This window comes from Sulfurospirillum arcachonense DSM 9755 (assembly GCF_000597725.1).
GTDB lineage: Bacteria > Campylobacterota > Campylobacteria > Campylobacterales > Sulfurospirillaceae > Sulfurospirillum_A > Sulfurospirillum_A arcachonense.
Map to the genome: position 1 here is coordinate 296,262 of NZ_JFBL01000001.1, position 13,953 is coordinate 310,214.

Here is a 13,953-nt window from a genome sequence, read left to right on the forward strand (position 1 = left end):
ACCTTTTTATTAATTTGTTTTTTTTCTTAAAAATGTATATGCTGGCAAATCACATGGTGTTACAATCGCATTTGTATTCCCACTATGAATTGACTCATATACCTTACCTTTTGAAGTTTTAAGTTCTTTAAACTTGATACTCCATTTACCGTCATCTTTTTTTATAATTCCTATTTCATTATTTACTTCATCTATATCTTCATGAGGCAAAACTAACTCATATTCTACATTTGGTTCTAATTTATCTTTTGATAAAACACTTTTGCCATCTGCACATACTTCTGCATAAACTTGATGCGTACCTTCACTAATAGAGTGTTCTAAATTTTGATCATTATTTTTTTCATAAGGACGACTTACAAGATATCCATCGCTAAAACCACGATTCTTAGTCGAATTAAGCTCTTCGACATACTTTTGTGTATTAAATTTATTATTGTAAAAATCATCTATAGCACTTCTATATGTTTTAGCAGTAATCCCTACATAATAACTACTTTTAGTACGACCCTCAATTTTCAGTGCATCAACTACACCACTTTTAAGGATTTCATCAACATGAGCTGAAAGATTTAAATCTTTTGCATTCATAATATGTGTACCAGCAGCATCTTCTTCTACTTTAAATAATGTTCCTGTCTCTTCATTCTTCGCATACATTGTATAAGGAAATCTACAATCATTTGCACAACTTCCTCTATTAGATACTCGTCCACTTTGAACAGAACTTATAAGGCAACGACCACTGTATGCAAAACACATAGAACCATGAACAAAAGCTTCTATCTCAAGTTTTGGTATCCTCTTTTTAATTTCAACTAAATCTTTAAGACTTACTTCACGAGCAGCTACTATTCTTTTTACACCCATATCATAAAAAACTTGGGCATCAAGATAATTCAATACATTAGCTTGAGTCGAGAGGTGTATTGGAATATGAGGTGCAATCTCATGAACCAATTTTATCACTCCAGGAGCTGCAACGATAAAAGCATCAGGATTCATATCAGCTACTTTTTTAATGTGTTTTTTTAAAAGTTCAATTTGAGCATTAAAAGGGAACCCATTAACTGTTACATAGATTTTCTTACCCATTTTATGCGTATATTTTATAGCTTCTTCAAAACTCTCATAAGTAAATTCTTTCCCTGAACGAATTCTTAAAGAAAAATGACTCACTCCGCCATAAACAGCATCCGCACCATATGCCAACGCTATTTTTAACTTCTCAAAATTTCCTGCAGGAGAAAGTAATTCTGTTTTTATCAATTATTTTTTCCCTAAACTTTCAATTAATGCTTCAATATCATCATTACTTACTACGTCTTGTGTATCTTCATCACCATCAATATGAACAGCACTACCAACACGTTTGTCATCATCAATCTTACCTTCAAAAAGATTACTCATATACTTAGACAATGCTCTCATAACATTAATTACTCTTTCAATTTTTTGTCTATGTATATCTTGATATTGCATAATATCCATAGTCATCATTACTTCATCTTCTGCATTTTGTGCACTTTCTACCAAACCTTCAACTTTAGTTTTCATGTTTTGGTTATCTTCTAAAGCTTGGGTAAACTCTTGTACGTTAGGAAATTTTTCACATAAAGTAGTAAATAAGGTGATATTAGCTTCAATCAAAGCGATTACTTCATTAGCACTCTCTTCAGCTTCCATCATAAATGAGTTTATAGACTCTAATTTATCAAAAACTTCACCTGCTTTAACTTCAGAATCTTTTGTTACATCATCAAGTTGATACACCATTTTATGGTCATCAGTTGGTGGTGGTGGTGGCCAAGACATATCTGCTGAAGTTCTATAACCATGAGCTTCTTTCAAATTATCACTTTTAACAGATTCTTCTGGTACAACTTCTTCAGTATTTTCTTCTAATGTTTCTTCTAATACTTCTTCTGGCATACTTTCATCTTCATCTACTCCGCCTGCCATCAATGCGTCAAGTTCTTCTTGTGTCATTAGTATCTCCTAAGAATATTCATCTAAAAAGTAGAATATATAGATTTATGCTACATTATATATAACTTTTCATATAATTTTACTTTAAAAGAAAAAAAAGAGGGGTATTTATGAGTGTAGACCTACATAACCATACTATTTTATGTAAACATGCTACTGGTACAGCAGAAGAATATGTAAAAAAAGCAATTATAGAAAAAATAAAATACTTTGGGTTTAGTGACCATGCTCCTATGAACTTTGATCCAAAATATCGTATGAAATTTGAACAAATGCAAGAGTATGAAAAAACTATTTTACATGTAAAAGAAAAATTCAAAAATGATATAAATGTACTTCTTGCTTATGAAGTTGATTTTCTTAATGGGTATATTGATGAAAGAGTTTTAAAAGCCGATGTAGATTACCTCATAGGTTCTGTTCATTTTATAGGAAAATGGGGATTTGATAACCCTGAGTTTATTGGAGAATACAAAAATAAAGATATAAATAAAATTTGGGAAGATTACTTCGAAGCAATCGAATGTTTAGCAAAAAGTAAACTCTTTCATATAATTGGTCATATAGATTTAATAAAAGTGTTTAATTTTCTTCCAACAAAAGATATAAAATCTATTGCAAATAAAGCTATACAAGAAATTAAAAAAGCAAATATCGTCGTTGAAATCAATGCTGCTGGTTTTAGAAAACCAGTAAAAGAAGCCTACCCTAGCAAAGATATTATGGAACTTCTAGCTCAAAATGATATACCTATAACTTTTTCTTCAGATGCTCATGCACCAGAACAAGTAGGATATAAAAAAAATGAAATCTATAAATATGCAAAATCATTTGGTTACAATAAATGTGCAACTTTTCTAAAAAAAGAACGTAAAATGATTACTTTTTAAGCATAAAAGTAATTTTTTATTTAGAATAATTGGATAAAATGTATTAAAATTTAACGAGGAGTACTTATGGGCAAATTTGTCAATAGTGTAGAAGAGTTTTTTAAATATTGTGAAGAAAACGAAGTTCAATTTGTAGACTTTCGTTTTACAGATATAAAAGGTGCATGGCATCATCTTACATATACAATGCATGCTATAAATGAAGAAATGTTAACAGGAGGTATTCCTTTTGATGGTTCTAGTGTTGATGCATGGCAACCAATTAACAAATCAGATATGCTTTTAAAGCCTGAAGCTGAAACTGCATTTTTAGACCCATTTACAGCTGATTCAACAATCGTAGTTTTTTGTGATGTATTTGATATTTATAAAGGACAAATGTATGAAAAATGTCCAAGAAGTATTGCTAAAAAAGCACTATCGCATTTAAGTGAAACTGGACTTGGTGATGTTGCTTACTTTGGTCCTGAAAATGAATTTTTTGTATTTGATGATGTAAAAATTAAAGACGAAATTAACTGTTCTTATTATGAAGTTGATTCTGAAGAGGGTGAATGGAGTGATAGTACTTCTTACCAAGATGGTTTTAACACAGGTCATAGACCAAGAACAAAAGGTGGATATTTTCCATGCCAACCAACTGACTCAATGGTAGATTTACGTGCTGAAATGGTACAAGTACTAGAGCAAGTTGGACTTGAAACTTTTGTTGTTCACCACGAAGTTGCACAAGCTCAAGGTGAAATAGGTGTTAAATTTGGATCACTTATTGAAGCAGCAGATAACGTACAAAAATATAAATATGTAGTAAAAATGATTGCTCACCTAAATGGTAAAACTGCAACATTTATGCCAAAACCTCTTTATGGAGACAATGGTAACGGTATGCACACTCACATGTCAATTTGGAAAGATGGTAAAAACTTATTCTTCAAAGATGGAGAGTATGCAAACTTAAGTGATATGGCTAGACATTATATTGGTGGTATCTTAACTCATGCTCGTTCAGTTGCAGCGTTTACAAATGCTTCAACTAACTCATATAAGAGACTAATCCCAGGATTTGAAGCTCCTTCAATCCTTACTTACTCTTCACAAAACAGAAGTGCTAGTTGTCGTATTCCTTACGGTGCTGGTGAAAAATCTGTACGTGTTGAAATGAGATTCCCAGATTCAACAGCTTGCCCATACTTAGCGTTTGCTGCAATGCTTCTTGCTGGTCTTGATGGTATTAAAAACAAAATGGAACCAGTCGGTCCAATGGATGAAGATTTATTTGAATTAAGCCTATCTGAAATTAGAGAAAAAGGTATCAACCAAATGCCACACACTCTAAGAGGTTCATTAGAAGCATTAATCAGAGATAATGACTATCTAAAACCTGTAATGACAGATGATTTTATTGATACATATCAAAACTATAAATTTGAAACTCAAGTTTGGCCTGATGAAGCTAGACCAACAGCATTTGAATTTAAAACAACTTATTCTTGTTAACCAAAAGAGGGCCACAGGCCCTCTTCTTCTCTAAATAATTAAAATATAGAAAATCCTGTTTTTGTTGTAAAAAGTTCTAATGCTTTAGTTCCAATCAAAGAATTCCCTTGTGAATTTAGTCTTGGAGAATAAACACAAAGTGACATTTTTCCAGGAATAACAGCAACAATTCCTCCTCCAACACCACTTTTAGCGGGTAATCCTACACGAAAAGCAAAATCTCCAGAAGCATCATAATGACCACATGTCAACATCACTGCATTTACTCTTTTAGCTTGTGATTGTGTTAAAAAAACCTCTTGTGTTATCGGATCTACTCCATGATTTGATAAAAAAAGCATTGCCCTACTTAGCTCATTTGTACTCATTCTAAGTGAACATAATTTAAAATAAACTTCCATGACATTATTGATATCATTTTTGATATTCTTAAAACTTTTCATCATATATATCATAGAATAATTTTTAAAACCACTTTTTCTTTCCGATAAATAAACTTCTTCATCGATACTAATTAAATTATTATCACATGTTTTTTGTATATATTTGAGCATCTCTTCATATGTATTTTTTTTATACTTACTTACAAGCATATCAGACAAAACAATTGCCCCTGCATTGATAAAAGGATTTCTTGGTTTTCCATTTTCATATTCTAGTTGCACTAAAGAATTAAAAGGATCTCCTGAAGGCTCTAATCCTAAACGATTTTCCAAGCTTTCATTATAAAGGTTCATAACATGTGTAAAAGTAAATACTTTTGAAATACTTTGGATAGAAAATTTTTGATCACTATTACCTACATGATACGATTGACCATCAAAAAGTTGCAAACTCATAGCAAATTGATTTGGTTCTACTTTTGCTAATGCAGGAATATAATTTGCTATCTTTCCTTTACCAAATAAAGGCGTAACTTCTTCTTGTATTTCTTTTAAAGTTTCTTCATAGTTCATAAACAACCCTTCTTCATTTACAATAAATAAAGAATAATATCTAAATTTTATAAAGATTTATATTGCATTTTAATCAATAAGTTCTATACCTAAACCATTAAGCAATCTAATGGCCTCATAACGGCTAAATTTTGTACCAGTAAGAGTATTTGTCTGTATGTCAATATTAAAATTTTGAGCATAAGAAAAATTTGCTTTTGAAAGGTTTGTATTAAAAAATACTGCATCAGTAAAGTCAGTATATGTGCAATCTGCTTCTTTTAAATTTGCTTCTCTAAAATCAACATCTTTTACTTCACACTCTCTTAAAGTAAACTCTTCTAGTGCTAATCCAAAAAAAGAAGAAGCATTAAGCACCGAGTTTCTAAACTTGTTTGGTTTTTGGATTAAAGAGTCCCCACAAGCTTTTGTCCAATCCACACCTATAATTTTGCAATCTACAAAATCTACTTCAGAAAACTTAGAATTTACTACTTTCATTAAACTTAAATCACAATTTTGAAATTTACACCCGATAAAGAAACAACTTTTAAATACAGTATTTGAAAAATTACACTTTTCAAAACTGCACTCATCAAACTCTATATTTTCAAATACTTCTGAGTTTAAATCTAAATTTTTATAGTCTTCTGCAAAATTATCTTTTAAAAATGTATTCATTTTTTCTTTTGTAAGAATTTATTGAGTTGATTAGCAAAACCTTCTGCATCTTTTTTACTAAAAGGTGCTGGTCCTCCAGTAACTTCTCCACTATCTCTAAGTTCACTCATAAGGTTTCGCATAGTAAGATACTGCTTTATATTATCTACACTATAAAGCTCGCCTCTATGATCTATCGCATGGGCATTTTTACTAATAAGCCTATCTGCAAGTGGAATATCTGCAGTTATAACTAAATCACCCTCAACAGCTAATTCTACGATACGATTATCAGCTTCATCTGCACCTTGTTCAACAATTATATATGACACATAATTTGATTTACCTATGCTTATCTTTTTGTTCGCTACTACATATGTCTCAAGTCCTAATCTTTCTATTGCTTTTAAAATAATAGGTTTTAAAAGATTAGGGAAAGCATCACCATCTATATACAATTTCATTTATATTATTTCTTTAATACGACCTACTTGTCCATCACTTAATCGCACTTTTATACCGTGAGGATGGCTAGGAGAATTCGTTAATATATCTTTTACAATACCTTCAGTTAAGATACCGCTTCTTTGGTCTTTTTTTAATACAATTTTTACTTTTAATCCAGCTCTTATATCTGCTCTTTTTTGTCCACTCAAAATATCATTCCCCCACTCTCATTTTCTTTATATTTATTCACTTTTGGTAAAGGTGAAGTTTTTGTAAAGTACTCCCTTTTCCCATCTATCTTTTTCATACTTACACCATCTGGTGGAGTAAATGTTCTTTTTGTTTGTGGATTTATTTTAATATACTCTTTAACAAAATTTGCAAAAGCAGGTCCAGCAACACGCCCACCTGTTTCATATCTTTTCATAGGAGAATTATCATCATTTCCATACCATGTAAGTACTTCTATCTCAGGAGTAAAACCACAAAACCATGCATCAACATTACTATTGGTCGTTCCTGTTTTTCCTGCAACTTCTATCCCTGCAACTTTAGCACTTCGTCCTGTTCCTCTCTCAACCGTTGTTCTTAAAATATCTACTATTAAAAAAGCCTGTTCTGATTGAGTAATCCTCTTTTTTTCACTCTCATAAATTGTTTCATCACCATATCTATTTATAACTCTTTTAATCAAAATTGGTTCAACTTTATAGCCATAATTTGGAAACATAGCATAAAAACCGCTTAATTCAAGTGGAGAAATACCAAATGTACCAAGAGCCATAGATAAATCATAAGGGATGTCCTTAAAACCATCTTTTTTTAACTCTTTATACACACTATCCATACCCAAAGCATTCACAAGATTTATAGTAGCTAAATTTCTTGAATGGATTAAGGCTTCTTTTAAAGTCAGTAAACCTTCAAAATTTTCTTCATAATTTTTTGGTTTCCAATCTTTATCATTTTTCTTATCTGTATAAACTCTAGAGATATCAGGAATTTCACTCATAGTAGAGTATCCAACATCAAGTGCTTTTTGATATAAAAATGGCTTAAAAGCAGAACCAGGTTGGCGTTTACTCTGAACTGCTCTATTAAAATGAGATTTTTTATAATCAATACCACCAACCATAGCTAGTATCTCACCAGTTTTGCTATCCAAAGAGATTAATGCACCATTTAAAATGGTAGCATTTGAATCTTTATGTCTCTCAAAAATCTTGTTATATCCAACAAGTAATGATTCTCTTGCAATTTGTTGTAATCGTAAGTCTATACCTAAATGAATCTCATAACCACCTGTTTTAAAATCTTCATACTCACGGCTAGCTTGTTTTATAACTTCGTCTACTACATAAGGCGCTCTATTTTTTGTTAAGGTTTCATCATAAACTATAGGTTGTTCTGTAATTGCATTTCTATACTCTTTTGAACTTATCCAACCTAATGAATGCATCCTGTAAAGAACTCTATTTGCTCTACTCAACGATAAGTCAATATTGCGAGTTGGATCATAAGAGCTAGGTGCTTTTGGAAGTCCAACTAAAATAGCAATTTCTTTTAAATTCAAAGCATCTAAATTTTTATGAAAATACCCAAGTGAAGCTGTTTTTATACCATAATATCCATGTCCAAAATAGACTTCATTAAAATATCTCTCTAAAATTTCCTCTTTTGATAATTCTGTTTCTATTTTAAAAGCTAAAACTACCTCTTTAAGTTTACGAACAATCTTTTTTTCTCTTGTAAGTAAAGCATTTTTAACAAGCTGCTGGGTTAATGTACTTGCCCCTTCTACCATTTTCATAGCTTTTATATCTTTAATAAGTGCTCTAAAAATAGCTTCAAAATTAACTCCTTTATGCTCAAAAAATGAAGTATCTTCAATAGCAACTAAAGCTTCTATTATACGAGCTGGAATCTCATCATACTTTGTATATAATCTATGTTCCTTATCAAATATATTGGCTATAAGCTCTCCATTTCTATCATATATTTGAGTACTTAGTTCTGGATGGTAATCTATTATTTTATAAGCATCAAAACGAACTTCAGAATAAATATACATAAGTCCAGCTATTACTAAAAAAACACCTGTTAAAAAAATTGTTACTAAATATTTCATATTCTAAATCCTCGATTTTTGAAGCCTGCATTTATGAGTTGTTTCGTATACTCATTTTGGGGATTTTCTATTATTGTTTTTAAATTCCCAGCTTCAACAATTTTACCTTCTTTTATTATCGCTATATCTTCGCACAACTCTCTTACTGCTTCTATATCATGAGTTACGAACATTAACTTAAAATCACTCTTTACATGTAACTCTTGTAAAAGTTTTAAAATAGATTCTTTACTTTTTACATCTAAAGCCGTAGTTGGCTCATCTAAAAGCAAAAGTTTTGGATTTGCATGTAAAGCAAATGCTATAACCACACGCTGAAGCTGCCCACCGCTTAATTCACTTGGAAAACGATCTAAAAAACTTGTTTCTAAACCAACCATTTCAAAATACTTACAAGCTTCATCTTTTGGCACTAAAAACTGGTCTATTATCTTTGTAAGTGGGGATAAGGCTGTAAAGGGATTTTGAGGGACAAGTGCAACATTTTTTCCCCTTTCTAATACAAAATCTATATTGTCTAAATCAATTGTAACATCTAAGTTCTTAGGTAACATTCCTAAAAGTGCTTTTAAAGTCAAACTTTTACCACTTCCACTCTCACCTATTAAAGCAAAAGATTTTTCAAAAGTAAAATCTATATCTACAAGTTTTTTTTCTTTTGAGTGTATTAAAAGCTGTTTACATGTAAAGCTCAAGATAGTATCTCCTCAAAAAGTTTTCTCAAATCTTTTATTTTAACATCAACTCTAGGGATTATTCTCAAAATTGGTTTTTCTACTGTTGGAGGTCTTATTGCCCCAACTAAAAAACCTTTTTTTATTAAGTTTTTTTGCATCGTTAAAACAGCATCAGAGCTTTGCATCTCATAGGCAAAAATCAAACCTTTCATATCCACGCCAAAAAACTCTTTTACTAACTCTTGTCTTTTTTGAATTTTCTTTTTTAATTTATCTCTGTTTTTTAAGATATATAACATACCTTGATGTGCTAACTCTATGTCGATTAAAGAGGGTGCTGTAGCATATATGAGAGCTTTTGCTCTATTTTGTAAAAACTCTATTATATGACTAGAAGCCAGTATGTATGCTCCATAACTTCCATATGCTTTACCAAGTGTTCCCATCTTTATATGATTTGCTTTTACCTCTATATTGTATAAGTCATATACACCCATAAAATTTTCACCTAAAACTCCACTACTATGTGCTTCGTCTACTATTAAAATAGTATTTTCATATTTGTCTACAACTTCAAATATCTCTTTATTTAAAATCTCTCCACTCATCGAGTAAATTCCCTCGACTGCGATTATCGCTCTTTTATATTGAGTGTTCTTCAAAATATCTTCCAAAGAAGAGATCTCATTGTGTTTAAAAACAATAACTTGTGCATCAACAAGTTTTGCTGCGAGTATTCCACTCGCGTGGTATTCTTCATCTAAAACAAGTATATCACCTTTCCTTGGAAGTGCTTCGATTAAAGCGAGGTTTGCTAAAAAACCACTTCCTGCGACTATTGCATCTTCAAATCCATTTTGTCTGCATAAAAAATCTTCAAAATCTTTATGGATTTGATGGTAACCATTGACTACTTGTGAAGCTTTTGGAGCATGATTTTTAAACATTTGTACTTTTGTAACGGCTCTTTTTAAAAGCTGTTTTTTTGTACTCAATCCTAAATAATCATTTGAAGCTAAGTCTATTAAACTCTCATCGTAAACAACTCTTTGTCTATATCTATTTGATTTGTTTATAGCTTTTAACTCATTTGTATACATCTAATCCTCTTGTAAAAACGGTAAAAGTTTTTCTACACAAAGTCCCATAGCAGTACTTTCGTAACCTCTTACTTCTTTGATATATGCTTTACAAAAACCCTCGACCATACAAGCACCAGCTTTTCCTTCCCATTCATCAGTAAGAAGATACTCCTCTAAAGCTTGTTTATCAAACTCTTCAAAGATATAATCCGTAGAAGAGAGGTCAATAAACTCAAGCTTTTGTGCTTTATAAATCATACATGTAAGAATAGAAACTTTCCCTCCACTTTGAGTTAATAAAATCTCTCTAGCATCATTTTTATTTTTTGCTTTTCGTAAAAGTTTATCTTTACATGTAACAACAGTATCAGCACAAACTACAGGCAAATCAAGTCCATACTCTTCAACATAACTATTCATTTTTCCAAGCGTTGCTCTATATACAAAATGACTAGGGTTATTTATATTTAAACTCTCTTCATCAAAACTTGCTCCTCTTTGAATAAAAGGCACGCCAAAAGAGTCTAAAAGCTCTGCTCTGGTTATTGAATTTGAACCTAAAACTATTTTTTTCAATTAAAACCCTCTTACAATTAGACCAATATAAACAGAAATCAAAGATAAAAGAAGGTTTAACGGTAACAAATAAAGCGTAATAATATTTAAGTTTTTTTCTACTTCAAAAAAACTTCTTGTTTTAAAAAATTTTTTTGCACTTATGAGTTTTATGTACATATAAGCAAAATTAAAAGCTATAAAAACAGATAAAGCTTCTTTCACATGTATCAAAGAATAAATAGTTGGACTTGCATACTGAAATCCAAATCCAATATTCATTATAATAGAAGAAGCAACGATAAAAACAAAATATGTATATTTATCAAGTATTTTAATTTTTCTACTATATTTTATAGTTTCATCTTCTATATCTTCTACTGTTGGTTCTATAATAAATTTAATTGTAAACATACTTCCTATTAACAAAGCCGCACCTATTATATGTACAAAAACAATAACACGTCCAAAGCCTCCAAATAAATCTATTACAAACTCTTCCATTAATTATCCTTCAAGAGCTTTTTTTGCAAATGCAAGAGCAGCTTTTTTTGCTTCTTCTATTTTTGAAGCATCACGTCCACCAGCTTGGGCAAAATCAGGTCTTCCACCACCTCCACCACCAACGATAGGAGCGATTTCTTTTATCCAATCACCTGCTTTAAGTGAAGCATTTTTAACACCAGCTGCTATAAGCACCTTATCACCTTTAACTTGAAAAAGTAAAATTGCCACGCTATCTTTTTGATTTTTAAAATCATCAATGCTTTTTTTAATATCACCAGCTCCAAGCTCATCAACAATAAGATCAACTCCATTGATACTTTCAGTTTGAACTTCTTTACCTACATTTGCTTCAAGAGCTTCTATTTCACTTTTTAAAGTTTTAATCTCTTTTTTAAGACGATCCACTCCAATAAGTGCATCTTTATGTTTTACTGCTTCACTTACTTCTTGTAAAGTATTTCTTAATTCTTTTGAATAGTTTAATGCACTTGTTCCACAAATAGCTTCAATACGTCTAACACCAGCACTTACACCACTCTCTTTTGTAATTATAAAACTTCCTATTTGTGCAACATTTTTAACATGAGTTCCACCACAAAGCTCAACACTCGCATCTCCAAAAGAGACTACACGAACCTCAGCGCCATACTTTTCACCAAAAAGAGCCATTGCTCCACTATTTTTAGCTTCATCTACACTCATAATTTTTGTCTGCGAATCTTCACCTTTTGCAATAATATTATTTACAAAATCTTCTACTTGTGTAACCTCTTCACTACCCATTGCTTTAGGATGAGAAAAATCAAATCTCAATCTATCACTATCCACAGAACTACCAGCTTGTGCAATATGATCACCCAAAACTTCTCTTAACGCACTATGAAGTAAATGTGTTGCAGAATGGTGTTTTTCTATCTCTTTTCGTGAAATATCAACAATAGCTTCAACACTATCGCCTACATGTAAAGGTTTTTCAAGTTCTACTTGAGAAAGATTTAATTCAAAAAATTTATTAGTTTCTACTACTCTACCATAGCCTTTTAAAACTCCACTATCACCACACTGTCCACCACTTGTTGCATAAAATGGTGTTTTGTTAAACATCACCCAACCAGTTGAACTAAGCGTTTGAACCTCTTTAAAATTATCATCTAGTAAAGCGACTACCGTACAGTTTGCTATTGTATCACTATAACCTATAAACTCATTATGGCCGAGTCTTTCAAGTAAAGCTTTAAAATCTCCACTTGAAGCCTTATCTCCACTTCCTTTCCAAGAAGCTTTAGAACGCTCACGTTGCTCTTTCATAAGTGCATCAAACTCTTCGATGTTTACACTCAAACCTTTATCTCTGAGCATATCTTGTGTTAAATCAAGAGGAAAACCACACGTATCGTAGAGTTTAAATGCAACCGAACCACTAAATACATCTTTTGTATTTTTTAACTCTTCTTCAAAAAGTTCAAGTCCTGAAGCGATAGTAGATAAAAATCTCTCTTCTTCAAGTCTAATTTGCTCACTAATTGCCTCTTTTTTCTCTATTAAATATGGGTATGCTTCTCCCATTAAATCATTCACAACATCTAAAAGCTTATACATAAAAGGTTCTCTAATACCAAGAAGATAACCATGTCTTACAGCACGTCTCATAATACGTCTAAGAACATATCCTCTACCTTCTCTATCAAAATTAGTTCCTTGAGCAAGTAAAAATGCGGTTGAGCGAATATGATCAGCAATAACTCTGTAACTTGCACCACTCTCATATGAGTAAGGTTTTCCACAAAGCTGTGCAACCTTATCGATAAGAGGCATAAATAAAGAAGAGTCATAATTACTCTGTTTTCCTTCACATACAGCAATAACTCTCTCAAGTCCCATACCCGTATCTATCGAAGGTTTTGGAAGTGGCGTGAGTTTTCCATCTGCACTTCTTTCGTATTGCATGAAAACAAGATTCCAGATTTCTAAAAACCTATCTCCATCTCCACCAAGGTAATCTTCCTCAGTATTGAAATGCTCACTTCCTTGGTCAATAAAAATTTCACTACATGGTCCACAAGGTCCTGTATCTCCCATTTGCCAAAAGTTATCACTATCACCAAAACGTTTGATTCTCTCAAGTGGAACATGTTTTTGCCAAAGTTTTTCTGCTTCATCATCACTATCGTGAACTGTAACCCACAACTTGTCTTTTGGAAGTTTTAAAACTTCTGTAACAAATTCCCAAGCATTTGCAATTGCTTCTTCTTTAAAATAATCTCCAAAAGAAAAGTTACCAAGCATTTCAAAAAAAGTATGATGACGGGCTGTGTATCCTACATTATCTAAGTCATTATGTTTTCCACCAGCTCTTATACATGTTTGACAACTTGTTGCACGTGGTGGATTTGGTCTTGGGATTTCCCCTGTAAAGATACTTTTAAATGGTACCATTCCTGCATTTACAAAAAGTAAAGTCGCATCATCTGGTACAAGTGGTGCACTTGGCGTTAGTTTATGCCCTTTTTTTTCGAAAAAATTTAAAAATTCAGCTCTTACGTCCATCGATTTAATCCTATTTATATTTAAAAATTCTTTTATTTT

14 protein-coding genes are annotated in these 13,953 nt (G+C 31.6%); 2 read left to right on the top strand and 12 right to left on the bottom strand.

What is annotated here, in order from left to right; translation table 11 throughout:
* Positions 1 to 9 precede the first annotated feature (9 nt).
* Both K354_RS0101510 and K354_RS0101515 read right to left on the bottom strand, forming a co-directional pair.
* Complete coding sequence (locus tag K354_RS0101510) at positions 10 to 1,269, bottom strand: peptidase U32 family protein (RefSeq protein WP_024953749.1); 1,260 nt, start codon at positions 1,267 to 1,269, stop codon at positions 10 to 12.
* Entirely contained in the window at positions 1,270 to 1,989 is a 720-nt protein-coding gene (locus K354_RS0101515) for a hypothetical protein (protein ID WP_024953750.1), read from the bottom strand.
* A 110-nt stretch (positions 1,990 to 2,099) separates the two neighbouring features.
* Here K354_RS0101515 and K354_RS0101520 point away from each other — a divergent pair, with 110 nt between their 5' ends.
* Both K354_RS0101520 and glnA read left to right on the top strand, forming a co-directional pair.
* The gene (locus tag K354_RS0101520; RefSeq protein WP_024953751.1) at positions 2,100 to 2,879 is read left to right on the top strand and encodes a histidinol-phosphatase HisJ family protein; all 780 of its coding nucleotides are present in this window, start codon (positions 2,100 to 2,102) and stop codon (positions 2,877 to 2,879) included.
* Positions 2,880 to 2,945: 66 nt separating this feature from the next.
* Complete coding sequence (gene glnA / locus K354_RS0101525; RefSeq protein WP_024953752.1) at positions 2,946 to 4,376, top strand: type I glutamate--ammonia ligase; 1,431 nt, start codon at positions 2,946 to 2,948, stop codon at positions 4,374 to 4,376.
* 38 nt (positions 4,377 to 4,414) lie between these two features.
* On the opposite strand, the gene K354_RS0101530 is transcribed toward glnA, so the two are convergent.
* From K354_RS0101530 to alaS, 10 genes are all read right to left on the bottom strand, one after another.
* Positions 4,415 to 5,332, bottom strand: coding sequence for a glutaminase (locus K354_RS0101530; protein WP_024953753.1), 918 nt, complete (start codon positions 5,330 to 5,332; stop codon positions 4,415 to 4,417).
* A gap of 69 nt (positions 5,333 to 5,401) precedes the next feature.
* The gene (locus K354_RS0101535; RefSeq protein WP_024953754.1) at positions 5,402 to 5,992 is read right to left on the bottom strand and encodes a pentapeptide repeat-containing protein; all 591 of its coding nucleotides are present in this window, start codon (positions 5,990 to 5,992) and stop codon (positions 5,402 to 5,404) included.
* Positions 5,989 to 6,435, bottom strand: a complete 447-nt coding sequence (locus tag K354_RS0101540; protein WP_024953755.1) for a YaiI/YqxD family protein — start codon at positions 6,433 to 6,435, stop codon at positions 5,989 to 5,991. Before K354_RS0101540 ends, K354_RS0101535 begins: the two co-directional genes overlap by 4 nt.
* Complete coding sequence (locus K354_RS0101545) at positions 6,436 to 6,630, bottom strand: YwbE family protein (protein ID WP_342665251.1); 195 nt, start codon at positions 6,628 to 6,630, stop codon at positions 6,436 to 6,438.
* On the bottom strand, positions 6,624 to 8,546 hold the full coding sequence (locus K354_RS0101550) for a penicillin-binding protein 1A (RefSeq protein WP_024953757.1): 1,923 nt from the start codon (positions 8,544 to 8,546) through the stop codon (positions 6,624 to 6,626). Before K354_RS0101550 ends, K354_RS0101545 begins: the two co-directional genes overlap by 7 nt.
* Entirely contained in the window at positions 8,543 to 9,241 is a 699-nt protein-coding gene (locus tag K354_RS0101555) for an ATP-binding cassette domain-containing protein (protein WP_024953758.1), read from the bottom strand. Before K354_RS0101555 ends, K354_RS0101550 begins: the two co-directional genes overlap by 4 nt.
* Positions 9,238 to 10,323 carry an aminotransferase class I/II-fold pyridoxal phosphate-dependent enzyme gene (locus K354_RS0101560; RefSeq protein WP_024953759.1) on the bottom strand — a complete coding sequence of 362 codons (1,086 nt, stop codon included), beginning with the start codon at positions 10,321 to 10,323 and terminating at the stop codon, positions 9,238 to 9,240. The genes K354_RS0101555 and K354_RS0101560 overlap by 4 nt, the downstream gene beginning before the upstream one ends.
* The gene (maf, locus tag K354_RS0101565) at positions 10,324 to 10,881 is read right to left on the bottom strand and encodes a septum formation inhibitor Maf (protein WP_084607293.1); all 558 of its coding nucleotides are present in this window, start codon (positions 10,879 to 10,881) and stop codon (positions 10,324 to 10,326) included.
* Positions 10,882 to 11,364: a hypothetical protein gene (locus K354_RS0101570; RefSeq protein ID WP_024953761.1), complete on the bottom strand. Its 483-nt coding sequence runs from the start codon at positions 11,362 to 11,364 to the stop codon at positions 10,882 to 10,884.
* A 3-nt stretch (positions 11,365 to 11,367) separates the two neighbouring features.
* Complete coding sequence (gene alaS, locus K354_RS0101575) at positions 11,368 to 13,914, bottom strand: alanine--tRNA ligase (protein ID WP_024953762.1); 2,547 nt, start codon at positions 13,912 to 13,914, stop codon at positions 11,368 to 11,370.
* Between the last annotated feature and the right edge of the window lie 39 nt (positions 13,915 to 13,953).

Bases quoted from the DNA above. Each gene is read 5' to 3' on its own strand.
- K354_RS0101515 (WP_024953750.1), bottom strand. From the start codon at position 1,989: ATGACACAAGAAGAACTTGACGCATTGATGGCAGGCGGAGTAGATGAA.
- K354_RS0101520 (WP_024953751.1), top strand. From the start codon at position 2,100: ATGAGTGTAGACCTACATAACCATACTATTTTATGTAAACATGCTACT.
- glnA (WP_024953752.1), top strand. From the start codon at position 2,946: ATGGGCAAATTTGTCAATAGTGTAGAAGAGTTTTTTAAATATTGTGAA.
- K354_RS0101530 (WP_024953753.1), bottom strand. From the start codon at position 5,332: ATGAACTATGAAGAAACTTTAAAAGAAATACAAGAAGAAGTTACGCCT.
- K354_RS0101535 (WP_024953754.1), bottom strand. From the start codon at position 5,992: ATGAATACATTTTTAAAAGATAATTTTGCAGAAGACTATAAAAATTTA.
- K354_RS0101540 (WP_024953755.1), bottom strand. From the start codon at position 6,435: ATGAAATTGTATATAGATGGTGATGCTTTCCCTAATCTTTTAAAACCT.
- K354_RS0101550 (WP_024953757.1), bottom strand. From the start codon at position 8,546: ATGAAATATTTAGTAACAATTTTTTTAACAGGTGTTTTTTTAGTAATA.
- K354_RS0101560 (WP_024953759.1), bottom strand. From the start codon at position 10,323: ATGTATACAAATGAGTTAAAAGCTATAAACAAATCAAATAGATATAGA.
- K354_RS0101570 (WP_024953761.1), bottom strand. From the start codon at position 11,364: ATGGAAGAGTTTGTAATAGATTTATTTGGAGGCTTTGGACGTGTTATT.
- alaS (WP_024953762.1), bottom strand. From the start codon at position 13,914: ATGGACGTAAGAGCTGAATTTTTAAATTTTTTCGAAAAAAAAGGGCAT.